The following is a 23,772-nucleotide window of genomic DNA, read 5'->3' as shown; positions in this document are numbered from 1 at the left end:
ATTGTCAGAAGGTGGTGTTTTTTGCTGGACGTGTAGCAATTTCTGCAACAGACTGTTCTCCGCTAACAAAAACAAGATTGGCGCATCTCTGCCGGAGGTGCGCAAGGAGAAAGACATGACACGCCGTTATTCCGCGTGGTTCGTGCCGGCGCTTCTGGCGCTGGGATTCGTTTCTGCAACGCTGGTTGTGGCCGGGCAGTCCGATCTGCCTGCGCCGTCCTTTGCATCCATCCCGGTGGTCTTCGTCAGCGATATGTTCAGCCGTTTTTGAGCCGAATGGCTGATCAACGGGTTTTGCCCATAGCCGCAAATACTCTATGCCATAGCTGATGTGCCAGGCTGGTGCGCCGTCAGTGTTGCTGACGGCGTGGCGTGCTAGTCGCCCAGAGCCAAAACTTCCCTGCTCTTTGCCATGTGTGTTCAGCGGTTGACCGCGTTAGGGTCGATCGAGGCGCCGGCCCCCAGCTCCGCCCGCTGTTGCGCCAGCTTTGCCCCTTCGGCAGCGGTAAAGGCGAAGGTGCGCTCCGGGTCGCTCGCGCGCATCTGCAACGCCATCAGCTCCATACCTTCGGCAACAACGATGTCGTGCTTGCCGGCACTCAGGCCTTCAATGATCGTGCGCGCGGCGTCGTCAGGATCGATACCGTTGTCGATGTTGGCGTCCGACCGGCCGCGTGCGTTACCGCCTCCCTCCAGCGCGTTGGCGGCAATGGCGGTGCGCACCGAACCGGGAATGATCACGCTCACGCCAATGCCGTAGGCCTGCTCGACTTCGGCGCGCAATGCCTCGAAGTAGCCGACTACCGCGTGCTTGGCTCCGCAGTAGCCCGTGCGCAGGGGCGCGCCGAGCTTGCCGGCAACCGAGCTGACCACCGCCAGCTGACCGCTGCCCTGCTCGACCAGGCGCGGCAGCAGCAACTGGGTCAGGGCAACCGGCGCGAGATAGTCGACTTCCATCAACTGGCGATAGACCTGCAGGCTGGTATCCAGCGCAAGGCTGCGCTGACTGATCCCGGCGTTGTTGATCAGCAGATCAATGCGGCCACGCCAGCCCCAGGCCTGCTCGACCAATGCCGGCAGGCGGTCGTAGTCGGTGGTTTCGAAGGGCAGTACCAGGGTGCGCTCGGGCGCCACGGCGGCCAGAGCCTGCAGCGCGTCGGCGCGGCGACCGGACAGGATTACCTCGGCGCCCTGTGCCAGCATGGCCCTGGCCAGCGCTTCACCGATGCCCGAGGAGGCGCCGGTGATCCATACCACTCTGGATGCGAAACTCATCTTCTTGTTCTCCTGTTATGGTCGTGCCGCGACTGGCCCGGCCGGGCGTTCACCATAGGGAGACAGGGAGGAAGGAATCTGTCGCCGGGGCGACAGTCTGCAACGGCAGGATCAGGTCCTGACCGGGCGCATGGCGCGCCCGGACAAGACCTGAAGGCGCTCAGTTGAGCGCGGCGAGGATAGACTGCAGCTGGCCGGCGTCGACCTGATTGGCGTTGGCCAGGCTCAGGAACGACTGGCTGGTACCGCTCCAGGCGTTGATCAGGCTGGGCAGATTGCGCGCGACCGAACTTGCCTCACCGATGCTGCGGGTCAGCTCACCGGCGGCCATCGGGTTGGACAGCAGCGAGCCGGCACTGCCCTTGGCGCTGTCCAGCCAGCTCTGGAACGCGCCGCTCAGCAGCGAGCCTTCCTTCAGACCGTTCTGGTAGAAGGGAATCGCCTCGGCCAGGGTGCTGCGGTTGGCCCCGCTCAGTGTGCCGCCCTGTGCGAGCAGGCTCTGAATCAGTGCCTGGTTGCTGCTGGTCAGCTCGGTGTCAGCGGCGATCGATGCCGTGTCCGTGTTTGCCCCCTGCGCATAGTTGGCGGCCGCAGCCAGCGTGCGACTGGCGATGTCGGTTTGTCCCGTCGCTTCCAGGGTTTTGGCCTGGGCCATCAGCATGTTGTTCATGCTCGCGTTGAAGCGCTGCATCAGCAGATCCTGCTGCTGGGCCAGGTTCTCGGCACCGGCGGCTTCGCCACCTTGCGCTGCTGTGTTCAGCGCTGCGCCTGCGGCGGCCTTCAGCGAGTCCAGACCAAATGCCTGGGCCTGACTGGCGGCCAGCATGCCGGCGGCGATCAGACTCAGCAGGCCTGCGTGGATGCGGGTGTTCTTCATCTTTCCATATTCTCCTGAATGGGGCTCCGTCGTGGATTTGCGTCGTTCCAGAGGTCCTTCCTGCAATGCTGCCGGCGTGCTGCAAACGCAATGGCAAAGCGGGGCTACCCGACGCAGCGCGCACTCTACCCGATTCGAGCCCCCGGCGGGAGCAGGTGCAGTTGATAGATGCTGACAGGTTATCGGGCCGTGAGTGCTTGGGCGAGGCGGAGCAGCGTTTGCGGGATGAGCGTCGTCTACCTACCGCCATGCCCTAATAAACCAAAAAAAGCCCGCATTGCGCGGGCTTAATACGGAGCAGTGCCGGTGTTGCTGATCAGTTCCCGGTGGCGCGCATGTGCTGAACGCTGAACATGTCCGGGGTGCTCAGGCTGGGGTCGACCTGGCCCTTGAATTGGCCGGTGGTGCAGTGCATGGCCTGTACGTCGATCATGCTGAAGCTGTCGTCAATGGATACGCCACTGCCCTGGTTGGCAGGCAGGTGGTGGTCCGGGTGGGCCTGGCCGATGGTGAAGGTTTTCCACATGCTGCCCTTGCGGTCATAGGCCACGGTGCGCGGGATGGTGAAGGTCTGGGCATCCATGAAGTGCACGCGGCGGGACAGCGGGTGGCTGCCGTCGACCGGGGTGGCCTCCACTTCGTAGACCTTGCGCAGCTGCCAAGTGATGTTCGGGAAGCAACCGCCCTTGCCGGAGAACGCTACTACCTGATAACCGTCGCTGTCCTGATGGGTTTCGGTATCGAGTTGCAGCTCGTTGTGGTTGTAGAAAGGCATGAGCATGTAACGGGTGCCCTTGTAGGCCCAGTTCATGTCGGAAATACGGCCGTTGTAGCCCTCGAAGTCTTCGATCATCAGATCTGAACCAAGGAAGGCGTCGGTGACCTGACCGGTGGCCAGGCGGCGTACGCGGCGCTGAAAGCCCAGATACAGCCAGGAGTTGTCGCGCTTGAGGTCGTCCATGGCACGGTGGATGAGCAGCTGGGTATTGCGCACATCATGCGGCTCGAGCACCTGCACGTAGATACCGCGGAACAGCTCCGACGGGTTGGGCGTGATCGCCGGCAGCGGCTCCTGATTGACCCGGCCGGTGAAGTTCAGGAAGTGGAAGTTGAACTTGATGGTGCGCTCAACCTTGTCGGTGTTCATGTCCCGATACTTCCAGTAGAACGGGGAGATGGCGGCACTGTCGCCCCAGTTGTAGCCGTACTTGTAGTTCCAGGCGAGTTTCTCGCCGGCACGCGGATCGTTGGCATCCGGCTCTTCCGGGAATGGCCGTCCGGCCTGCCAGCCATTCAGCTCGCCTGGCTTGGCGCCCAGACTGACGTTGCCGAGACCCGCCCGGCTGGCTTCCACGTAGTTGGGATGAAGGTCGAAGGAGGTGGTCTCGCCGACCTTGATTTCAACCCAGCCCTGCTCGATGAAGTTGTAGAACGCCGGATCGATGATGTCCCGGAACTGGGCAACGTTGGCCTGGTTGATGGTCATGCCGGTGGTGAGCCCCGGTGCGCTGGGCGCGGACTCACGATAGGGATAGAAGCTGTTGTCGACGACATCGGCCTGGGCCTGCGCGGTGCAGGCCATCGCCAGTGCCGTCAGTACGCCGGCCAGGATACGGGTGTGCTTGTTGTTGTTCATGCTGTTCTCCGAATCAGAAGCTGTAGCGGACGGTCAGTTGCAGTTCGTCCTGGTTTTTGGCCATGCCCAGCGGGCCGGCGCGGAAGCGACCCAGCGGCTCATAACCGGTCAGACCCAGGCTGAAACCTTCTGGGTGGCCCGGGTACCCGGCGGTGAAGGGGTCCCAGGGGTTACAGGTGCGGCAGTCATCGAACTTGTTGGCACCGCTGCCGACCTTCAGGTTGGCGCCCCCGATGACCCGCAGGTTGTCGCTGACCAGCCATTCGATGCTTGGTGCGATGGTGGTGGCACCGGCGCGGAAGTCATGCGCAGCCAGTAGTTGAGGGCTAAGCCGGTCATTCATCCACCAGCCCTTGACCAGCAGGGTGCCGGTCCAGTTGGCCTTCCAGTCCGGTATGCCTACCCGGCCCAGGAGACGCTGCTCACTCTGGTACTCGTGAATGTGCTGGCCGAAGATCTGGCCCGAGAACAGGAAGGCGCGGCGGCTGTTAAGCCATGGTATGAAGATGTTCTTGTCGGCACCGACCACATAGCGCGTGACGTTGCTCTCCGAGAACAGTCTGGTCTGGATGGTGTTGGCGAACTCTTCGCCTTCGGTGTGAGCGAGTTCGACGCGGAACACGGTATCCAGACCCTGGGCGTAGTAGTCCAGCGAGCCGCCGATCAGGTTGACGCGGGGGAAGTGGATATCGAATGCGATGAGGGATGGCCAGATTCCGGTGACGCCGGTGAATGCATTTTGCGCCGGGATACCGCCGCGCAGCGAAGGCAACTGGCTGCGGTAGGTGAGTGCATTGAGCGAGAAGCCAACGTCACGGTAGACACCCTCAAGCTTGATACCGAACTGGGTGTTGGACAAACTCCACCCGGGCATGTGGGCTTTGCGGATGCCGATCTGGCCGGGGCCGAAGTCGGTGGCAATCGAGCCATTGGCAAAGTTGGCGACGGTGCCGCCGTGCTCCCAGAGTGTGTTCATGCCGCGGAAGAAGCAACCCGCGTCGAGAATCACGTTGGGCGAGCCGCATTGGCCGATGTTGTGCGGGCGGAAGCGGTCGAAGTTCCAGACGAAGGATACGTTCAGGTCGTCGAAGATGTCGCCAGCGCCCATGCGGTAGTCGGATTTGACGATCCACATCGGGATGCGGATGTCTTCCAGCTCGTCGTAAATATTGTTGCGCGAGAAGTCGACCGGGTTGATGACGTCCAGCACCCGGAACAGGTCGGTGCGGCCCCAGATGACCTGCTGCTTGCCCAGGCGGGTGCTGAGGATGTGGCCGTTGTCGAAGCTGTAGTCGAAGTCGACATACAGTTCGCGGATGAAGTCGAGCCGGTCATTGAACTCGGAGAAGCGCAGTTCGTTGGTGTCCTGGTCCAGATAGCCGTTGATACAGCCGCGGCTATCGACATCACAGGGCCGCACCGGGACGCCGAAGGCGACGCCGCCGCTGGTGCTGTGCAGGTTCTCGCCGAGCACAATCATGCCCTTGTTGGGGTGATCGGCCACATTAAAGGTGTTGGGCAATTGCAGACCGCCACCGTGGGGCACACTGGTGCTGCCGCCGAAACCGCTGGTGTTCTCCAGGCGAATGCTGCCGCCGGCGCTGCGGCCGTACTCGCTGCTGTTGAGGTCGTAGACCCCGTCGTAGCTGCCACGAAATACGCCGTTCCAGGAAACGTTGCTGAAGATGCCGAGTTCGCCGAACTCGCGTTCAGCGTTGATCTGCACCGTGTTGCGAAATTTCGACAGACCGACGGAGTCGCGCACATAGGTAGCGTTTTCATAGAAGCCGGTGATCTCCGTTTCCTCACTGGCAATCGCGGCGCTAAGCGGGCTCAGCAGCAGCCCGGTGCCGCTCGCCAGAGCGAGGCTCCAGCGTCCGAGGCCTTTTATTTTTGTTTGCATTGGCAGTTCCTCATTTCAGTGGGGTAGGGCAGGACGAGTCGAGCTCAACCTTGCCCCGTTATCAGCGCCCCGACAGGCTGCGGGGCACTGGCTGCCGGGCGGTCGGCATGCAGGATGCCATCCTCGTCGGCGTAGACATCGGTGATGAAGCGCGGGCGCATTACCAGCACCCAAGAGGGCACCAGCAGCATGGCGGCCAGACCGTTGATGACGATCATCACGCACAGCAGCATTGCCGCGTCGGACTGGAAGCGCAGGTCCGACAGCAACACCCACATGACGATGCCGGCCATCAGGGTGACGGCGGTGAAACTGATGGCCATGCCGGTGGTGGCGATCGCCTGGCGAACGGCATCGACCAGCCTGCCGCTCTTGGCCATCTCCTCGCGGATGCGGTCCATCATGTAGATCGAGTAGTCGATGCCCACGCCGATGCCGACGGCGATGACCGGCACGGTGTTGATGTCGATGTTGAGCCCGGCCAGGCCCATGTAGGCGTAGGTGAGGGTGGTCGCGAAGGTCATCGCCAGCAGCATCATCAGCCCGGCGTGCCAGGACGTGTAGAACAGCATCACGAAGGCGAAGATCAGCAGAAATACCAGCGGCAGCACGACCAGATTGGTTTCGAAGGCCGACTCGTTCATGGCCGCGGCAACGCCGAGGGTGCCGCCGGCCAGCCGGATGGTCAGGCCTTCAACCTGGCCGTCGTGTTCGGCGATCCATTCGCGCGCCATGTGAATGGCACGACGGATGGTCTCGCCCTGGCGATCCTTGTAGTAGAACACCAGGTTGGCGATGCGATCGTCGGTATCGTTGAACTCGTTCAACGCCCCGGGAATCGGGCTCGACGCCATATAGGTAAACATCAGGCCGCCGACGTAGTCCGCTTCATGGGGGATCTGGAACCAGCGTGGATCGTCGTTGTGCATCAGCCGGTTGACCTGCTTGATCAGGTCCGGCAGACCCTTGCTGCCACCGACCGCGGGATCGGCCAGCATGTGCGCCTGCAAGTCCTGCAGGGCGCGCAGAACCTCGGGCTTTTTCAGCCCGCCTTTCTCGGCGTGTTCGGCGATGATGTACAGCTCTTCTGAGCCGGGGAAGCGGTCATTTACTTCCTTGGACGACAGGTTGTAGTCGTGGTTGGGGTAGAGGATGGGTGAACCCGGCTCCGAGTCGCCGATACGTACCTGGGAGGCGGCGACCAGACCCAAGGCAATGGCCAGCGCGGCAGCGCCAAGCACGACCCGCGCCGCGCCCGGACGGCTGACGGTGCGGGCACAGGTGGCGCCGATATGGCGCAGGAAGGTTTCCTTGATCTCGGGGTTTTTCGGTGTCGGCAGGATCGACAGCAGCAGCGGTACGCCAATCAGCACGGTCAGGATCACGGTCATCGCCCACAGCGATGCATACACGCCCAGCTTGGTATTCAGGGCAATGGAGCCGATGGCGATCAGCGACAGGCCTACGGCGTCGGAGACCACGCCAAGCGAGCCCGGGCGGAACAGGCTGTCAAAGGTCGCCCTGGCCGCTTTCGGGCCGTTGCCAAGAACACGCACCTCGGCGTAGTAGCGCTCGACCAGTTGCACCCCGTGGCTCATCGCCCGCGCGGCAATCAGGAAGGGAATAACCAGCCCCAGCGGATCCAGGTTGAAGCCCAGCAGGCTGATGATGCCCAGGCCCCAGATGGTCGAGATCAGCACGCCGCCGAGGGGAATCAGCACCCCGTAGGCCTTGCGGAAATGGAATACCAGCAGCGACAGCATGATCAGCACGGTAAAGATGAAGATCTGCAGAATCTGGTCCATGTAGGTGTAGGCCCAGCCCACCAGCACCGGCTGGCCGGTGGCATACAGGGTCACGCCATTGCCGCTTTCCGCCTCGCGCAGGGCCTGCAACTGGGCGAAGGTGGCGGCGTAGTCGAGCTGGCCTTCAATCAGTTGCGCCTTGACCAGCGCCATCTTGAAGTCGGAGGACACCAGCGGGCCGTAGATGCGCGGGTTGGCGGCCACATCCGCGCGCATCTGCGCCAGTTGCTCATCGCTGTAGTTGCCGCTTTGCGGGTCAAAGTAGGGCTCGGAGTTGATCGAGCCGACCTCGGTCAGCCAGATCTTGCGCGAGTTGCGGTGGGTGACGCTGGTCACCAGGTTGTGGTTGACGCCGGGCAGGTTGTCGACGGCCTGGGTGACCCGGTCAATGGTGGCCAGGTTGGCGTTGGAGAAAATGTCACCGTTGTCGAAGGCAACGCCCACGACCAGCACGTTGGCCCCGCCGAAGCTGTCCTTGATGCTGTTGTGCAGCTCGATATAGGGGTGTTCCTGCGGCAGCAGATCGGCAAAGTCGGTATAGATTTTCAGCCCCGGTATGCGCAGCGCAAACAGCAGGGTCAGCAGGGCGATGGCGGCCAGCACCTTGCGTGGATTGTTGAACATCCACACCTCAAGACCGTGCATGGCATGGGTAAAACGATGTAATCCAGACATGTCGGTTCCTCAGTCAGCGCTGGCCGCCAGGGCCTTTGGGAGTTGAATATTCAGCAGCGTGCCGCGCCCGCCGGCCGCCAGCAGATGCTGCTCGGGCACGAGCAGACCGGCACGCAGATACAGGGGCTGATTGGGCGTGGCCAGCGGCTGCCAGCGGCTGCCGTGCAGGCTGAGTACGGTGGTGTTTTCGCCGAGGGCATAGAGTGCGTTGCCATCACTGACAAAGCCGAAGATCGGCGCTTCGGTGCCGCTGGGCTGCTTGCGCCAGGTTTCTCCGGCATCGCGGGTGTGCCAGATAAAGCCGTTCAAGCCACCAACCCAGCCTTCATTGAGGTCGCGGAAGAAGCTGGCGTGGGGGTAGAACTCGTCAGGCAGGCTGCCGGCCGGCTCCCAGCTGATCCCGGCGTCGCGGCTTTGATAGACCAGCCCGTATTCGCCGGTTACCACAGCGTGCTCGGCGTCGATAAATTGCAGGGTGGTGAGAATGGCGTCCTCATCCAGACTGGATTCGTCCCAGCTGGCGCCCTGGTCTGCGCTGTGCTGCAGGGTGCTGAAACTGCCGACCGTCCACCAGCTGCCGTCCGGCGCGCAGGCGGTCGCCATCATCTGTTCGCTGCTGGGCAGCGCGTGGCTGCGCCACTGGCTGGCATCCGGGCTGCCGTGCCAGAGCTGGTTGTCGAAACTCAGGGCAATGAAACTGCGGTCTGGACACACATCCAGGTCGACCAGGCTCATGCTGGTCGGTAGCGGCTGGCGTTGCCAGCTGGTGCCCTGATCACTGCTGCGCAGCACCACGCCATCGTTACCGACGATGAGGGTGGTTTCACCATTGCTGGCCATGGCCTGGTAGAAGTCGGTGCGTTGCAGGGCTTCGCTGTGCTGGCGCTCTACCGCGTCCAGATTCAGCGGCGCCTCGCAGCCGGTCAGGAACATCGAGCAAGCCAGTCCGGCAAGCAGATGCCGACGACCCGGCGCACCTCGGAGAGGTGTTGGTATGTCAAACATGGTATGTCACCAATCAGGGTTTTATTTTTATTCACGGAGCGACAGAAGCTCGGTAGCAAGCGCTGTGCCAGCGCTTTCGCATAATTCCAACTGGCTGATTGGCAACGATTTTTTATTGGATGGTGGTTTTTACGCAGGAATGCAGCTGCGTTTCGGGCAGGGTAATTTGATCAATTGATAAAAGTGCAGGCGGGGCTTGCTGATTTGGTAAAGCGCGGGTTCGGACTGGGTTGCTCTGACGGGTGAGAGGGCGCTCCTTGCCCGGTGCAAGGAGCTATTCGGGCGGGTAGCCGCTGCCGGGCTACTGCTGTTCGCTGTCTTCGAGAATGCCGGACTTCTTCAGCCGGTATGCCAGCGCCGGGCGCGTCAGCCCCAGCCTCCTGGCGGCCTCGGATACGTTCTGGCCGGCGTCCTCCATGGCGCGCCGCATGAGGCTGTTTTCGACCTCTTCCAGGCTGACGCCGGAGGTCAGAATCTGCGCTACCCAGTCGCTTCCGGATGCGATGTCGCTGCCATGGACGATGGTGCCGAAATCGTTGAGACGATCATCGTTGGGGCTCTCCATCAGCTCCGGGCTGACTGCGAACAGCGCGTCCTGGCTGATGCTCTCGTTGCTGTCGGTCAGAATCACGCCGCGTTCGATGACGTTTTCCAGTTCGCGGATATTGCCTGGCCAGTGGTAGTTCAGGCACAGCTCCAGCGCCTTGTCCGACAGCCCCAGGGTGCGCTTCTGGTAGGCATGGTGCGATTTGCGCAGGAAGTGCTCGGCCAGCAGCGGAATGTCCTCCTGCCGCTCCCGCAGTGGCGGAATATGAACCGGGAACACATTCAGGCGGTAGTACAGGTCAGCTCGGAAGCGTCCCTTTTCGACGGCATCGGCCAGGCTTTCGTTGGTGGCGGCAATCACCCGCACATCGATCTTGCGGGTATGCGAGTCACCTACCCGCTCCAGTTCACCTTCCTGCAGCACGCGCAGCAGGGTGGCCTGGGCCCTTGGCGGCAGTTCGATCACCTCATCGAGAAAGATGGTTCCGCCATTGGCCCGTTCAAAACGGCCGGCACGTGCCTGGTGAGCACCGGTGTAGGCGCCTTTTTCAACGCCGAACAGTTCTGCCTCGATCAGATCGGGCGGGATGGCGGCGCAGTTGACGGCCACGAACGGCTTGTCGGCGCGCTCGCTGCGTTGATGCACACTGCGGGCAATCACCTCCTTGCCAACCCCGGTCTCGCCCAGCAGCAGCACCGAGACCTTGCCCTTGGCGGCCTTGTCGATGGTCTGGCAGACCTTTTTGTAGGCGCTCGACTGGCCGATGCCGTAGTACTGACCTTCCTGCTGATCCAGGTCGTTTTGCAGCGAACTCAGCCGCGATTGCAGGTCGTAAAGCTCCTCGATAATGGGGTCTTCCCTGAAGTAGCTTTTGAACTGCTCCGCGTCATCCCATTCCTCCGCCGGCTTGCCGACGATCAGGCAGCGCTCATCGCCGCAGCCGCGGCAGCTGACTTCGCGGAAGATGATTTCACGCCGCATGAATGAGGAGCTGTAGGCACAGGCATAGCCCAGCAACGACCAGCAGGCCGGTTCATGCATCAGCCCCAATTCCGTCTGGCAAATCTCGACCTCGAACGAGTCTACCCACTCCAGCTCGCCGTAGAAGTGGCCCTTCTGGTGGTCAAGATCAATCTGGATTGGCTTGACCTTGACCATGCCCTTGAGTGAATGCAGCTGCGGACCGACGAGGAAGATATCGAGTTCGTTGTTGTGTGGCCTGAGTTTGCGAGCCAGCTCGGCATCCTTGAGTCCCGACTGGTAGCCCATGCGCAGAAAGAAGCCCTTGGCGCGCTCGATACCGAGGGTGTTTACCAGCTCACGCCGGAAGCTGGCCATGGCGGACACCTGCATCAGCAGCATGCGCTGCTCGGCAAACCAGATTTTGCCGTCAGTGCTCTGAAAGCGGATCTGCTCGGTCAGATCGTGATAGTCCGAATACTGCAGGTGCGGCTTGTAGCTGGTCGCCATGATGCATTAGCCCCTGTTGTTTTTGTTGGGCGGTTTGCGCTGTCTCACAACATGCTGTGACGCGCTGAGTGTCTCGGCATCTTGACGCTGTCTGCGGTTAAAAATCAACCAAATGATTAATTGGCCAAGGGGGCGTCGCGCTGGGTGAGCATTTGCTGACATGCGCAGCGCTGTTTCATCAAATCATCAAATTCCCCCCCGCGATTCCCTCCGCCGCCGAGCGCTTCCGGTGATGCGGTTTATCAATGGATAAAAATAAAAAGTCTTGAATATCAATTGGTTGAAATCTGATTTCGCGCCGTTATCGGTGGCTGGCATAGCCGTTGCTGTAGGTCTGCTCACAACAACAAGCACGGTGAAGCCCTATGAGCCAGACCGCCCAAAGCTTTGACCAGATGACCCGCTGGATTCGGGTACGCAGCGAACCGGACGCCCGCTTTGTCGAGTTCGACTTTGCCATCGGTCACCCCGATCTGTTCGTCGAACTGGTGCTTCCGAAGGACGCTTTCGTTCAGTTCTGCAAACACAACCAGGTTGTTCACATGGATGAGGCCATGGCCCGTCAGGTTGACGAGGACATGGTGAAGTGGCGCTTCGGCGAGAAAGGCCAGCGCTGATTGCGATCCGACACACCCCTACAAAAACAAAACGGTACGGTTGTCATGAGCATTGAAATCAAAACCAACTCGGTGGAGCCGATTCGGCACACCTACAGCAACATCAAGCGCCGCTTTGGCGACAAGCCTGCCTCGCGCTATCAGGAAGCCAGCTTCGATATCGAGGCGACCACCAACTTCCATTACCGCCCCCTGTGGGATGCCGAGCACGGTCTGAATGACCCGACCCGCACCGCCATCCGCATGGCCGACTGGTACGCGGTAAGCGATCCCCGTCAGTTCTTTTACGGTGCCTACGTGCAGAACCGCGCCAAGATGCAGGAGGCCGCCGAGCACAGCTTCAGCTTCTGCGACAAGCGCAATCTGCTGACCCGCATGCCGGAGGCGCTGCAGGAAACTTTGCTGCGTCTGCTGGTGCCGCTGCGCCATATGGAGCTGGGCGCCAACATGAACAACAGCAGCATCGCTGGCGATGCGGTGGCCGGCACGGTCACCCAGATGCACATCTATCAGGCCATGGACCGCCTGGGCATGGGCCAGTACCTGTCGCGCATTGCCCTGCTGATCGATGGCAGCACTGGCGAGGCACTGGATCGCTCGAAGACCTACTGGATGGACGACGCACTCTGGCAGCCGCTGCGCAAGCTGGTTGAGGACAGTCTGGTGGTCAAGGACTGGTTCGAGCTGACCGTACTGCAGAACCTGCTGATTGATGGCCTGCTGTACCCGCTGATGTATCACAAGTTCGATCAATGGCTGGCGGAGCAGGGGGCCGAGGATGTCTCGATGCTCACCGAGTTCATGCGTGACTGGCACGCCGAATCCTGCCGCTGGGTCGACGCCATGCTCAAGACCGTGCGCGCGGAAAGTGATGCCAATGCCGAGCAGTTGCAGCGCTGGATTGCCCACTGGCAGCCGCGGGTCATCGCTGCCCTGCAGCCGCTCGCCAACGCCAGCGTCGGTGTCGCAGCGCTGGACGAGGTGGTTGGCCAATTCGACCAGCGGCTGAAAAAGCTCGGCCTGGTCGCCGAGGAGGTCGCCGCATGAGCCAGCTCGCCTTCATCGTTTTTCAGGACAACGACAACGCCCGCTACCTGGTAGAGGCGATGGCCGAAGACAACCCTCACGCCGAAGTGCAGTACCACCCGGCCATGATCCGCATCCAGGCTGAAAAGCGCCTGGTAATCAACCGTGCCACGGTTGAGGAAAAGATCGGTCGTGAGTGGGACGTGCAGGAAATGCTCCTGGACGTGATCAGCATCGGCGGCAACGTGGATGAGGATGAAGACCACTTCATCCTCGAGTGGAAAAACTAGGAGACCCCTCATGGCTACCAAGAACAAGAAGCTCAGCCTCAAAGACAAGTACCAGTACCTGACCCGCGACATGGCCTGGGAACCGAGCTACCAGAAGAAGGAAGACATCTTTCCCTACGAACGCTTCGAAGGGATCAAGATCACCGACTGGGACAAGTGGGAAGACCCCTTCCGCCTGACCATGGATGCCTACTGGAAGTATCAGGCCGAGAAAGAGAAGAAGCTGTACGCCATCTTCGACGCCTTCGCCCAGAACAACGGCCACCAGAACATTTCCGATGCGCGCTACGTAAACGCCCTCAAGCTGTTTCTGACCGGTGTTTCGCCGCTGGAATACGGCGCGTTTCAGGGCTACGCCAAGGTCGGCCGGCATTTCAGCGGTGCCGGTGCGCGGGTCGCCTGCCAGATGCAGTCGATTGACGAGCTGCGTCACGTGCAGACCCAGCTGCACGCCATGAGTCACTACAACAAGCACTTCAACGGCCTGCACGATTTTGCCCACATGCACGACCGGGTCTGGTTCCTGTCGGTGCCCAAGTCGTTCTTTGACGACGCCCGCTCGGCTGGCCCATTCGAGTTTCTGACTGCCATTTCGTTCTCGTTCGAATACGTGCTGACCAACCTGCTGTTCGTGCCGTTCATGTCCGGCGCGGCTTACAACGGCGATATGGCCACCGTGACCTTCGGCTTCTCGGCGCAATCGGACGAAGCCCGCCACATGACCCTGGGCCTTGAGGTCATCAAGTTCATGCTCGAACAGCACGAGGACAACGTGCCGATCGTGCAGCACTGGATCGACAAGTGGTTCTGGCGCGGTTACCGCCTGCTCAGCCTGGTCAGCATGATGATGGACTACATGCTGCCCAACAAGGTGATGTCCTGGAAGGATGCGTGGGAGGTCTATTACGAGCAGAACGGCGGCGCCCTGTTCAAGGATCTGGAGCGTTACGGCATTCGCCCGCCCAAGTATCAGGACGTGGCCAACGACGGCAAGAACCATATCAGCCATCAGTTGTGGGCAACCTTCTATCAGTACAGCCACGCCACCAACTTCCATACCTGGTTGCCCAGTGCCGCGGAAATGGACTGGCTGTCCGAGCAGTACCCGGACACCTTCGACAAGTACTACCGCCCGCGTTTCGAGCACTGGCAGAAGATGCAGGACCAGGGTGAGCGTTTCTACAACAACACCCTGCCGCAACTGTGCCAGGTGTGTCAGGTACCGACCCTGTTCACCGAGCACGGCGATCCGACCCAGCTGAGCCTGCGCACACTGGAGCACGAGGGCGAGCGTTATCACTTCTGCTCGGATGGCTGCTGCGACATTTTCAAGTACGAGCCCGAGAAGTACATCCAGTCCTGGTTGCCGGTGCACCAGATCTATCAGGGCAACTGCGAGGGTGCAGACGTCGAGACCGTGGTCTCGAAGTACTACCACATCAATATCGGCCAGGACAATTTCGACTACGTGGGGTCGCCGGATCACCAGCGCTGGCAGGCGATCAAGGGCAATCGGCCGCTCGGGGGCGATGACGACTCCCGGGACGCCGCCTGAGCTTTCACAACACCCGTCCCCGACCGACAGGTCGGGGCGACAACAAGAACAAGGTGATCTCCATGAGCGTTAAAGCCCTTTATCAATACACCGCCGAGCCGCGTGACCTGCAGGCCAACTTCAATGGCATGCAACTGGTCTATCTGTACTGGCCGAACCATCTGCTGTTCTGTTCGCCGTTTGCCTTTCTAGCGTCGCCCGAGATGAGCATGGGCGAGTTCTGCGAGGAGGTTGTGCGCCCGGCCATTGCCGCCCACCCGCAGGCCGCCGGCCTGGACTTTGGCCAGGCCCAGTGGCAGCTCAACCACCAGCCGTTCAGCCCGGACCCTGCGCTCAGCCTGGCGCAGAATGGGGTGACGCACAAAGCGATGCTGACCCTGCGCGTGCCCGGCCTTGACGGTATCGCCGGCGGCGTAGTCTGAGGAGGCGGTCATGAGCTACACAGTCACGATTGAGCCGACCGGCGAACAGATCGAAGTCGAGCAAGACCAGACCATCCTCCAGGCCGCGCTGCGTCAGGGCGTCTGGCTGCCGTTTGCCTGCGGCCACGGCACCTGCGCGACCTGCAAGGTGCAGGTGCTGGAGGGCGACGTGGATATCGGCGAGGCCTCGCCGTTCGCGCTGATGGATGTCGAGCGCGACGAAGGCAAGGTGCTGGCCTGCTGCGCCACGGTGCAGAGCGATGTGACCATCGAAGCCGATATCGATGTGGATGAGGACTTCGAGGGCTATTCGGTAGAGGACTACCAGGCCACGGTCAGCGAACTGCTGCCACTGTCACCGACCATTTTGGGCGTGCGCCTGAAGCTGGATCGCGCGATGCAGTTTCAGGCGGGCCAGTACATCAACCTGGAACTGCCGGGCATTGAGGGCAGCCGTGCGTTCTCGCTGGCCAATCCGCCGAGCCGGCCGGACGAGGTCGAGCTGCATGTGCGGCTGGTAGAAGGTGGCGCAGCCACCGGCTACATCCATCAGCAACTGAAGGTGGGTGATCAGCTGTCGCTGTCCGGGCCCTACGGCATGTTCTTTGTGCGCAACTCGCAGCCGGGCGATCTGATCTTTATTGCCGGCGGCTCGGGGCTGTCCAGCCCGCAGTCGATGATTCTCGACCTGCTGGAACAGGGCGACAGCCGCCAGATCACCCTGTTTCAGGGCGCGCGCAACCGCAGCGAACTCTACAACGCCGAACTGTTCGAGCAACTGGCTGCCAGCCACGCCAATTTCACCTATGTACCGGCGCTCAGCCAGGCCGCCGATGACAGCGAGTGGCAGGGTTTCCGTGGCTATGTGCACGACGCTGCCAAGGCGCACTTTGACGGCCGCTTTGCCGGTCACAAGGCCTACCTGTGCGGCCCGCCGCCGATGATCGATGCGGCGATTACCGCCCTGATGCAGGGCCGGCTGTTTGAGCGCGACATTTTTATGGAGCGTTTCTACACCGCGGCCGACGGCGCAGAGGACACCCAGCGCTCCGCGCTATTCAAGCGGATCTGAATCCGGGACGCGAAGGCCGGCCCTCGGTTGCGCAGTGGCGCAGCGACGGGTGACAGGGCCTTGGCGTGAGCAAACGAACGGCAGTCGAGAATAACAACGATGACTGACACATTCGAAATGACCGAGCTGGTCAGAGGCCTGCGCTTCAACTGCGCAAGCGATAACTCACTGCTCAAGGCGATGGAGCTGGCCGGCAAGCGCTGCATTCCGGTGGGCTGCCGCGGCGGTGGCTGCGGTCTGTGCAAGGTCCATGTGATCAGCGGCGAGTTCAGCTGCGGGCCCATGAGCAAAAAACACGTAGACGAGGCATCGCGCCGCTGCGGACGGGTACTGGCCTGTCGGGTCTATCCGCGCAGTGACCTGAGCTTTGAATATCGGCCAGCACCCGAGCTGGCAGGCACCAACAACAATTCCAATGAGGTGATGTGATGAGAAAAGGTGTGATGCGTCCCGGTCACGTGCAGATCCGGGTACTGGATGCCGAAGCCGCCCTGAAACACTATCGCGACCTGGTCGGCCTGATTGAAACCGACCGCGACGAACAGGGCCGGATTTACCTGAAAGCCTGGACCGAGGTCGACAAATTCTCGGTGGTGCTCAATCCGTCCGATGAGCCCGGCATGGATTTCATGGGCTTCAAGGTGGTGGACGAGGCAACGCTGGTGCAGCTGGAGCAGGACCTGCTCGCCTGGGGCTGCCCAGTAGAGCATATTCCGGCCGGCGAGCTGCGCGGCTGTGGCCGCCGCATCCGCTTTGTCGCTCCCAGCGGGCACGCCTTTGAGCTCTATGCCGAGAAGGAATACACCGGCAAGTGGGGCGTCACCGAGGTTAACCCGGAGGCCTGGCCAATGGACCTCAAGGGCATGCGCGCGGTGCGTTTCGACCACTGCCTGATGTATGGCGATGAGCTGGCGGCCACCTACGATCTGTTCGTCAATGTGCTCGGGTTTTACCTGGCCGAGCAGGTGCTGGACGAGAACGGCGACCGCATCGCCCAGTTCCTCAGCATCTCGACCAAAGCGCATGACGTGGCTTTCATCATGCACCCCGAAAAGGGCAAGTTTCATCACGCCTCGTTCTTCCTCGAAACCTGGGAGGACGTGCTGCGCGCCGCCGACCTGATCAGCATGACCGATACCTCGATCGACATCGGCCCGACCCGCCACGGCCTGACCCACGGCAAGACCATCTACTTCTTCGACCCCTCCGGCAACCGCAATGAAGTGTTCTGCGGCGGTGACTACAACTACCCGGACCACAAGCCGGTGACCTGGGCAGCCGAGCAGCTGGGCAAGGCGATTTTCTACCACGACCGTCAGCTCAATGAGCGTTTTCTCACCGTACTGACCTGACCTTACCCATTTTGGCGGGAGCTGTTTAGCCATGAAAGAAATCAAGCATTACATCAACGGCGCGTACGTCGGCTCGGCCAGCGGTCGGCTGTTCGACAATATCAACCCGGCCAACGGCAGGGTGCTGAGCAAGGTGCACGAAGCCGGACGCGAGGAAGTCGATGCCGCCGTGCGCGCTGCGCGGGCGGCGCTGAAAGGCCCCTGGGGAAAGATGTCGGTCGAGGAGCGCACTGCCATCCTGCACCGGGTCGCCGATGGCATCACGGCGCGCTTTGACGAGTTCCTCGAAGCCGAATGTCTGGACACCGGCAAGCCGCGTTCGCTGGCCAGCCATATCGACATTCCGCGTGGCGCCGCCAACTTCAAGGTCTTCGCCGACCTGGTCAAGAATGTCGCCGCCGAGGCGTTCGAGATGGCTACGCCGGACGGCGCTGGTGCGCTCAACTACGCGGTTCGCCGGCCCAAGGGCGTGATCGGTGTGATCAGTCCGTGGAACCTGCCGCTGCTGCTGATGACCTGGAAGGTCGGCCCGGCGCTGGCCTGCGGCAATACCGTGGTGGTCAAACCCTCCGAGGAGACGCCGACTACCACTGCGCTGCTGGGTGAGGTCATGCAGCAGGCCGGGGTGCCCGATGGGGTCTACAACGTAGTGCACGGTTTTGGCGGCAACTCGGCCGGCGCCTTCCTGACCGAGCATCCGGATGTGGATGCCTACACCTTCACCGGCGAGACCGGCACCGGCGAAACCATCATGAAGGCGGCCGCCAACGGCGTGCGTCAGGTGTCCCTTGAGCTGGGTGGCAAGAATGCCGGCATCGTGTTTGCCGACTGCGACATGGACAAGGCGATTGAGGGCACGCTGCGCTCGGCCTTTGCCAACTGCGGTCAGGTGTGTCTGGGCACCGAGCGGGTCTACGTTCAGCGGCCGATCTTCGACGAGTTTGTCGCGCGCCTGAAAGCCGGTGCCGAGCAACTGGTGCTGGGCCCGCCGGACGATGCCACCAGCAACTTTGGCCCGCTGATCAGCCTCAAGCACCGCGAGAAGGTGCTGTCCTACTACCAGAAAGCCGTTGAGGACGGGGCAACCGTTATTACCGGCGGCGGCGTGCCGGACATGCCGGCAGAGCTGGCCCACGGCGCCTGGGTGCAGCCGACCATCTGGACCGGCCTCAAGGACGACTCGGCCGTGGTCACCGAAGAGATCTTCGGCCCCTGTTGCCATATCCGCCCGTTTGACAGCGAAGAAGAAGCCGTGGCTCTGGCCAACAGCCTGCCCTACGGCCTGGCCTCGGCCATCTGGACCGAAAACGTCACCCGTGCGCACCGGGTTGCCGGTCAGCTGGAGGCTGGCATTGTCTGGGTCAACAGCTGGTTCCTGCGTGATCTGCGTACCGCCTTTGGCGGCAGCAAACAGTCGGGCATCGGGCGCGAGGGCGGGGTGCATTCGCTCGAGTTCTACACCGAAATGAAAAACATCTGCGTGAAGTTGTGAGGTGCTCATGAATGTTGCAGTAGAGAGTCCCGAGCTGGGCCGCAGTATCACCGCCGGCGGTTACCAGACCAACGTGCATGAGCATGGCGAAGGCTTCCCGCTGATGCTGATTCACGGCTCCGGGCCGGGCGTTACCGCCTGGGCCAACTGGCGTCTGGTGATGCCCGAGCTGGCCAGGCAGCGCCGGGTCATTGCGCCCGACATGCTGGGCTTCGGTTACAGCGAGCGCCCGGCCAACCCGGATTATCAGCGCGATGTCTGGGTCGAGCATGCCATCGGCGTGCTCGATGCACTGGGCATCGAACAGGCCGATCTGGTCGGCAACTCGTTTGGCGGCGGTATCGCGCTGGCGCTCGCCATTCGCTATCCGCACCGGGTGCGCCGGCTGGTGCTGATGGGCAGCGTTGGCGTGAGCTTCCCGATTACCGACGGGCTGGATCGGGTCTGGGGCTATGAGCCGTCCTTCCAGACCATGCGCAGCCTGATGGATACCTTTGCCTACGACCGCGCGCTGGTCACCGACGAACTGGCCGAGCTGCGTTACCAGGCCAGTATCCGCCCCGGGTTCCAGGAGTCCTTTGCGCAGATGTTCCCGGCACCACGCCAGCGCTGGGTCGACGGCCTTGCCAGCAACGAGGCGGATATCCGCGCCGTGCAGCACGAAACCCTGGTTATCCACGGGCGCGAGGATCAGGTCATCCCGTTGCAGGCCTCACTGCAGCTGGCACAGCTGATTCCCAATGCCCAGTTGCATGTCTATGGCCATTGCGGCCACTGGACCCAGATCGAACATGCCGGTCGCTTTGCGCGGCTGGTGGAAGATTTTCTCAGCGAAGCCGACAGCGCTTCAGGAGTGCTTTGACCATGGATCAGTCTCAGATCAATCAGCTTGGCGACGAGCTGTACCAGGCAATGCTCAAGCGCGAGGCGGTCAGCCCGCTGACCAGTCGCGGCTTTGATATCAGCATCGACGATGCCTACCACATTTCGCTGCGCATGCTGCAGAACCGGCTGGACGCCGGTGAGCGGGTGATCGGCAAGAAGATCGGCGTCACCAGCAAGGCGGTGCAGAACATGCTCAATGTGCACCAGCCCGATTTCGGCTACCTGACCGATGCCATGGTCTACAACAGCGGTGAAGCCATGCCGATCAGCGAAAAGCTGATGCAGCCGCGCGCCGAAGGCGAGATTGCCTTCATTCTCAAGCGCGACCTGACCGGCCCCGGGGTCACCAACGCCGATGTGTTGGCGGCGACCGAATGCGTGATGCCGTGCTTCGAGATCGTCGATTCGCGTATCCAGGACTGGAAGATCGCGATTCAGGACACGGTCGCCGACAACGCCTCCTGCGGGCTGTTCGTGCTGGGCGATCAGGCGGTATCGCCGCGCAAGGTCGATCTGGTGACCTGCGGCATGGTGGTGGAAAAGAACGGCCAGATCATCAGTACCGGCGCGGGCGCTGCGGCGCTGGGCTCACCGGTCAACTGCGTTGCCTGGCTGGCCAACACCCTGGGCCGCTTCGGCATTTCCCTGAAGGCCGGTGAGGTCATCCTGTCCGGCTCGCTGGTGCCGCTTGAGCCGGTCAAGGCCGGTGATTTCATGCAGGTCAGCATTGGTGGTATGGGCACGGCCAGCGTGCGTTTCGTGTGACTCGACGGGCGTGGCCCCGCGGTCACGCCTGCACAGCGGATTATTCCCAGAGAGGGAAAAGACAATGAGCAAGAAACTGAAAGCCGCGATCATCGGCTCGGGCAACATCGGCACCGACCTGATGATCAAGATTTTGCGTAACAGTCAGCATATCGCCATGGGTGCCATGGTGGGTATCGACCCCGAATCCGATGGCCTGGCGCGTGCTGCGCGCATGGGCGTGGCCACCACCCACGAAGGGGTGGACGGGCTGGTCAAGATGCCGGAATTTGCCGACATCGACTTTATCTTTGATGCCACTTCGGCCGGTGCCCACAGGCACAACGAAGTGCTGCTGCGCGGTCACAAGCCGGGCCTGCGCATCATCGATCTGACCCCGGCGGCCATCGGCCCCTATTGCGTGCCGGTCGTAAACCTGGAGCAGAACATCAACGAGACCAACGTCAACATGGTCACCTGTGGCGGTCAGGCGACCATCCCGATGGTGGCTGCGGTCTCGCGTGTGGCCAAGGTGCACTACGGCGAAATCGTCGCTTCGATTTCCTCGAAGTCGGCCGGCCCGGGCACCCGCGCCAACATCGATGAATTCACCGAAACCACCTCCAAGGCGATTGAAGTGATCGGCGGTGCCCGTCGCGGCAAGGCGATCATCATCATGAACCCGGCCGAGCCGCCGCTGATCATGCGCGATACCGTCTATGTGCTCAGTGAACTGGCCGATCAGGCCGCCGTTGAAGCCTCGGTCGAGGAAATGGTGCAGGCGGTCAACAGCTACGTGCCGGGTTACCGCCTCAAGCAGAAGGTGCAGTTCGACGTGATCCCGCCGGAGCAGCCGCTGAACGTACCGGGCCTCGGCCACCTGAGCGGGCTGAAAACCTCGATCTTCCTGGAAGTCGAAGGTGCCGCCCATTACCTGCCGGCCTACGCCGGAAACCTCGACATCATGACCTCTGCGGCGCTGGCGACCGCCGAGCGCATGGCGCAGTCGATGAACCTGGCCTGAGGACACGACCATGACATTCAATCCCGGCAAGAAACTCTATATCTCCGACGTCACCCTGCGTGACGGCAGCCATGCGATCCGCCACCAGTATTCGATCAAGAACGTGCAGGACATCGCCCGCGCACTGGACAAGGCCAAGGTCGACTCCATCGAAGTGGCCCACGGTGACGGCCTGCAGGGCTCCAGCTTCAACTACGGCTTTGGTGCCCACACCGACCTGGAATGGATCGAGGCGGTAGCCGAAGTGATCACCCACTCGCAAATCGCCACCCTGCTGCTGCCCGGTATCGGTACTACCCATGACCTGGACAACGCCTACAGCGCCGGGGCACGCATCGTGCGGGTCGCCACGCACTGCACCGAGGCCGACGTCTCCAGACAGCACATCGAGCATGCCCGCAAGCTGGGCATGGATACCGTAGGCTTTCTGATGATGAGCCACATGCAGACCCCGCAGGGCCTGGCGCAGCAGGCCAAACTGATGGAGGACTACGGCGCGACCTGTCTGTACGTGGTCGACTCCGGCGGCGCCATGGGCATGCAGGATATTCGTGACCGCTTCCGCGCGCTGAAGGATGTACTCAAGCCGGAAACCCAGACCGGCATGCACGCCCACCACAACCTGAGCCTGGGTGTCGCCAACTCGATTGCCGCGGTGGAAGAGGGCTGTGACCGCATCGACGCCAGCCTGGCCGGCATGGGCGCCGGCGCCGGCAACGCGCCGCTGGAAGTGTTCATCGCCGCCGCCGAACGGCTGGGCTGGGAACACGGTACCGACCTCTACACCCTGATGGACGCCGCCGATGACATCGTCCGCCCGCTGCAGGATCGCCCGGTGCGGGTTGACCGCGAAACCCTGGCGCTGGGCTATGCCGGCGTCTACTCCAGCTTCCTGCGTCACTCCGAGGTGGCGGCGCAGAAATACGGCCTGAAAACGGTCGACATCCTGGTCGAGCTGGGCAGGCGCCGCATGGTCGGCGGCCAGGAAGACATGATCGTGGATGTAGCACTGGATCTGCTGAAAAAACAGGAGCAGTCGGCATGAAAGAGCAGAAACGCACCCTGACGCCCGAGCAGGTACTGGCACTGGCCGAGCACATCGAGAACGCAGAGCTGCAGGCGCACGACATCCACAAGATCACCAACGACTACCCGCAGATGACCTTCGCCGATGCCTACGATATCCAGTGGGAAATCCGCCGGCGCAAGGAGGCTCGCGGCAACAAGGTCGTCGGCTTGAAGATGGGTCTGACCTCCTGGGCAAAAATGGCGCAGATGGGCGTGGAAACCCCGATCTACGGCTTCCTGGCCGACTATTTCAGTGTGCCAGACGGCGGCGTGGTGGACACCAGCGAGCTGATCCACCCGAAGATCGAGGCGGAAATCTCCTTTGTGACCAAGGCGCCGCTCAAGGGCCCGGGTTGCCACATCGGCGATGTGCTCGCGGCGACCGATTATGTGGTGCCGACGGTCGAGGTGATTGACTCACGCTACGAGAACTTCAAGTTCGACCTGATCAGTGTGGTGGCAGACAACGCCTCCTCAACACGCTTTATCACTGGCGGCATGATGGCCAATGTCGAAGACGTTGACCTGAAAAACTTTGGTGTTGTGGTGGAGAAGAACGGCGAAGTGGTTGATGTCGGTGCCGGCGCAGCGGTCCTCGGCCACCCGGCGTCGAGCGTCGCCATGCTGGCCAATCTGCTGGCCGAGCGCGGCGAACACATCCCCGCCGGCAGCTTCATCATGACCGGCGGTATCACCGCGGCCATTACCGTCGAAGCGGGTGACAATATCAGCGTGCGCTACCAGGGGCTGGGTAGCGTCACCTGCCGATTCATTTAAGGAGCATGCCATGCCGATTGCACAGATTCATATTCTGGAAGGGCGCAGCGACGAGCAGAAGGAAGCGCTGATTCGCGAAGTGAGCGAGGCCATTGTCCGGGCGCTGGATGCGCCCCTGCCGAGCGTTCGGGTGATCATCAGTGAAATGCCCAAGTCGCACTTCGGCATTGGTGGCGAGCCGGCCAGCAAGGTGCGTCGCTAGTGGCGTCAGCGCAAAGACCGCCCCTGCCCGTGCTGTTTCTGTCCTGCCGGGAA

23 protein-coding genes are annotated in these 23,772 nt (G+C 61.9%); 16 read left to right on the top strand and 7 right to left on the bottom strand.

All coding sequences use genetic code 11. The annotated features are described in order from the left end of the window. Positions 1–115 precede the first annotated feature (115 nt). Positions 116–271 (top strand): hypothetical protein, encoded by a 156-nt coding sequence (locus O5O48_RS04190; protein WP_228245645.1) that lies wholly within the window; start codon positions 116–118, stop codon positions 269–271. Between the two features lie 149 nt (positions 272–420). Here the strand turns inward: O5O48_RS04190 and O5O48_RS04185 are convergent, their stop codons facing one another. The 7 genes from O5O48_RS04185 to O5O48_RS04155 all read right to left on the bottom strand — a co-directional run bounded on the left by O5O48_RS04185 (position 421) and on the right by O5O48_RS04155 (position 11,193). Continuing rightward, on the bottom strand, positions 421–1,275 hold the full coding sequence (locus tag O5O48_RS04185) for an SDR family NAD(P)-dependent oxidoreductase (protein WP_228245646.1): 855 nt from the start codon (positions 1,273–1,275) through the stop codon (positions 421–423). A 160-nt stretch (positions 1,276–1,435) separates the two neighbouring features. After that, on the bottom strand, positions 1,436–2,152 hold the full coding sequence (locus O5O48_RS04180) for a hypothetical protein (RefSeq protein WP_269688234.1): 717 nt from the start codon (positions 2,150–2,152) through the stop codon (positions 1,436–1,438). A gap of 316 nt (positions 2,153–2,468) precedes the next feature. Beyond that, positions 2,469–3,788, bottom strand: coding sequence for a DUF1329 domain-containing protein (locus O5O48_RS04175; protein ID WP_228245648.1), 1,320 nt, complete (start codon positions 3,786–3,788; stop codon positions 2,469–2,471). A gap of 13 nt (positions 3,789–3,801) precedes the next feature. Further along, positions 3,802–5,691 (bottom strand): DUF1302 family protein, encoded by a 1,890-nt coding sequence (locus O5O48_RS04170; protein ID WP_269688233.1) that lies wholly within the window; start codon positions 5,689–5,691, stop codon positions 3,802–3,804. Between the two features lie 44 nt (positions 5,692–5,735). Further along, complete coding sequence (locus O5O48_RS04165; protein WP_269688232.1) at positions 5,736–8,171, bottom strand: efflux RND transporter permease subunit; 2,436 nt, start codon at positions 8,169–8,171, stop codon at positions 5,736–5,738. 9 nt (positions 8,172–8,180) lie between these two features. Beyond that, positions 8,181–9,176: a WD40/YVTN/BNR-like repeat-containing protein gene (locus tag O5O48_RS04160; protein ID WP_269688231.1), complete on the bottom strand. Its 996-nt coding sequence runs from the start codon at positions 9,174–9,176 to the stop codon at positions 8,181–8,183. A gap of 301 nt (positions 9,177–9,477) precedes the next feature. Next, positions 9,478–11,193: a sigma-54-dependent Fis family transcriptional regulator gene (locus O5O48_RS04155; protein ID WP_269688230.1), complete on the bottom strand. Its 1,716-nt coding sequence runs from the start codon at positions 11,191–11,193 to the stop codon at positions 9,478–9,480. Between the two features lie 365 nt (positions 11,194–11,558). Here O5O48_RS04155 and O5O48_RS04150 point away from each other — a divergent pair, with 365 nt between their 5' ends. The 15 genes from O5O48_RS04150 to O5O48_RS04080 all read left to right on the top strand — a co-directional run bounded on the left by O5O48_RS04150 (position 11,559) and on the right by O5O48_RS04080 (position 23,719). Then, a complete protein-coding gene (locus tag O5O48_RS04150; protein WP_088277011.1) occupies positions 11,559–11,810 on the top strand; it encodes a phenol hydroxylase subunit in 252 nt (83 codons plus the stop codon). 45 nt (positions 11,811–11,855) lie between these two features. Beyond that, positions 11,856–12,857 (top strand): aromatic/alkene monooxygenase hydroxylase subunit beta, encoded by a 1,002-nt coding sequence (locus tag O5O48_RS04145; protein ID WP_269688229.1) that lies wholly within the window; start codon positions 11,856–11,858, stop codon positions 12,855–12,857. After that, entirely contained in the window at positions 12,854–13,126 is a 273-nt protein-coding gene (locus O5O48_RS04140) for an MmoB/DmpM family protein (RefSeq protein ID WP_269688228.1), read from the top strand. The genes O5O48_RS04145 and O5O48_RS04140 overlap by 4 nt, the downstream gene beginning before the upstream one ends. A 10-nt stretch (positions 13,127–13,136) precedes the next feature. Next, on the top strand, positions 13,137–14,681 hold the full coding sequence (locus O5O48_RS04135; protein ID WP_269688227.1) for an aromatic/alkene/methane monooxygenase hydroxylase/oxygenase subunit alpha: 1,545 nt from the start codon (positions 13,137–13,139) through the stop codon (positions 14,679–14,681). 62 nt (positions 14,682–14,743) lie between these two features. Further along, positions 14,744–15,103, top strand: coding sequence for a phenol hydroxylase subunit P4 (locus O5O48_RS04130; RefSeq protein ID WP_233048736.1), 360 nt, complete (start codon positions 14,744–14,746; stop codon positions 15,101–15,103). A 10-nt stretch (positions 15,104–15,113) separates the two neighbouring features. Continuing rightward, positions 15,114–16,175, top strand: coding sequence for an NADH:ubiquinone reductase (Na(+)-transporting) subunit F (locus O5O48_RS04125; protein WP_118130079.1), 1,062 nt, complete (start codon positions 15,114–15,116; stop codon positions 16,173–16,175). A gap of 99 nt (positions 16,176–16,274) precedes the next feature. After that, positions 16,275–16,604: a 2Fe-2S iron-sulfur cluster-binding protein gene (locus tag O5O48_RS04120; protein ID WP_083727634.1), complete on the top strand. Its 330-nt coding sequence runs from the start codon at positions 16,275–16,277 to the stop codon at positions 16,602–16,604. Beyond that, positions 16,604–17,527 carry a catechol 2,3-dioxygenase gene (locus tag O5O48_RS04115; protein WP_269688226.1) on the top strand — a complete coding sequence of 308 codons (924 nt, stop codon included), beginning with the start codon at positions 16,604–16,606 and terminating at the stop codon, positions 17,525–17,527. Before O5O48_RS04120 ends, O5O48_RS04115 begins: the two co-directional genes overlap by 1 nt. Positions 17,528–17,558: 31 nt before the next feature. Next, on the top strand, positions 17,559–19,019 hold the full coding sequence (locus tag O5O48_RS04110) for a 2-hydroxymuconic semialdehyde dehydrogenase (protein WP_233048738.1): 1,461 nt from the start codon (positions 17,559–17,561) through the stop codon (positions 19,017–19,019). A 7-nt stretch (positions 19,020–19,026) separates the two neighbouring features. Next, entirely contained in the window at positions 19,027–19,881 is an 855-nt protein-coding gene (locus O5O48_RS04105; RefSeq protein WP_269688225.1) for an alpha/beta fold hydrolase, read from the top strand. 2 nt (positions 19,882–19,883) lie between these two features. After that, positions 19,884–20,669 carry a 2-oxopent-4-enoate hydratase gene (gene dmpE, locus O5O48_RS04100; RefSeq protein ID WP_088277031.1) on the top strand — a complete coding sequence of 262 codons (786 nt, stop codon included), beginning with the start codon at positions 19,884–19,886 and terminating at the stop codon, positions 20,667–20,669. 64 nt (positions 20,670–20,733) lie between these two features. Then, complete coding sequence (locus O5O48_RS04095; RefSeq protein ID WP_269688224.1) at positions 20,734–21,672, top strand: acetaldehyde dehydrogenase (acetylating); 939 nt, start codon at positions 20,734–20,736, stop codon at positions 21,670–21,672. Between the two features lie 10 nt (positions 21,673–21,682). Further along, the gene (gene dmpG, locus O5O48_RS04090; RefSeq protein ID WP_118130074.1) at positions 21,683–22,717 is read left to right on the top strand and encodes a 4-hydroxy-2-oxovalerate aldolase; all 1,035 of its coding nucleotides are present in this window, start codon (positions 21,683–21,685) and stop codon (positions 22,715–22,717) included. Beyond that, complete coding sequence (gene dmpH / locus O5O48_RS04085; protein ID WP_269688223.1) at positions 22,714–23,517, top strand: 2-oxo-3-hexenedioate decarboxylase; 804 nt, start codon at positions 22,714–22,716, stop codon at positions 23,515–23,517. Before dmpG ends, dmpH begins: the two co-directional genes overlap by 4 nt. 10 nt (positions 23,518–23,527) lie before the next feature. After that, a complete protein-coding gene (locus O5O48_RS04080; RefSeq protein WP_088277039.1) occupies positions 23,528–23,719 on the top strand; it encodes a 4-oxalocrotonate tautomerase in 192 nt (63 codons plus the stop codon). The last annotated feature ends 53 nt before the right edge of the window (positions 23,720–23,772 follow it).

It is taken from the genome of Halopseudomonas sp. MFKK-1, assembly GCF_027474385.1.
Taxonomy (GTDB): domain Bacteria; phylum Pseudomonadota; class Gammaproteobacteria; order Pseudomonadales; family Pseudomonadaceae; genus Halopseudomonas; species Halopseudomonas aestusnigri.
This window is presented reverse-complemented; position numbering and strand designations above follow the sequence as displayed.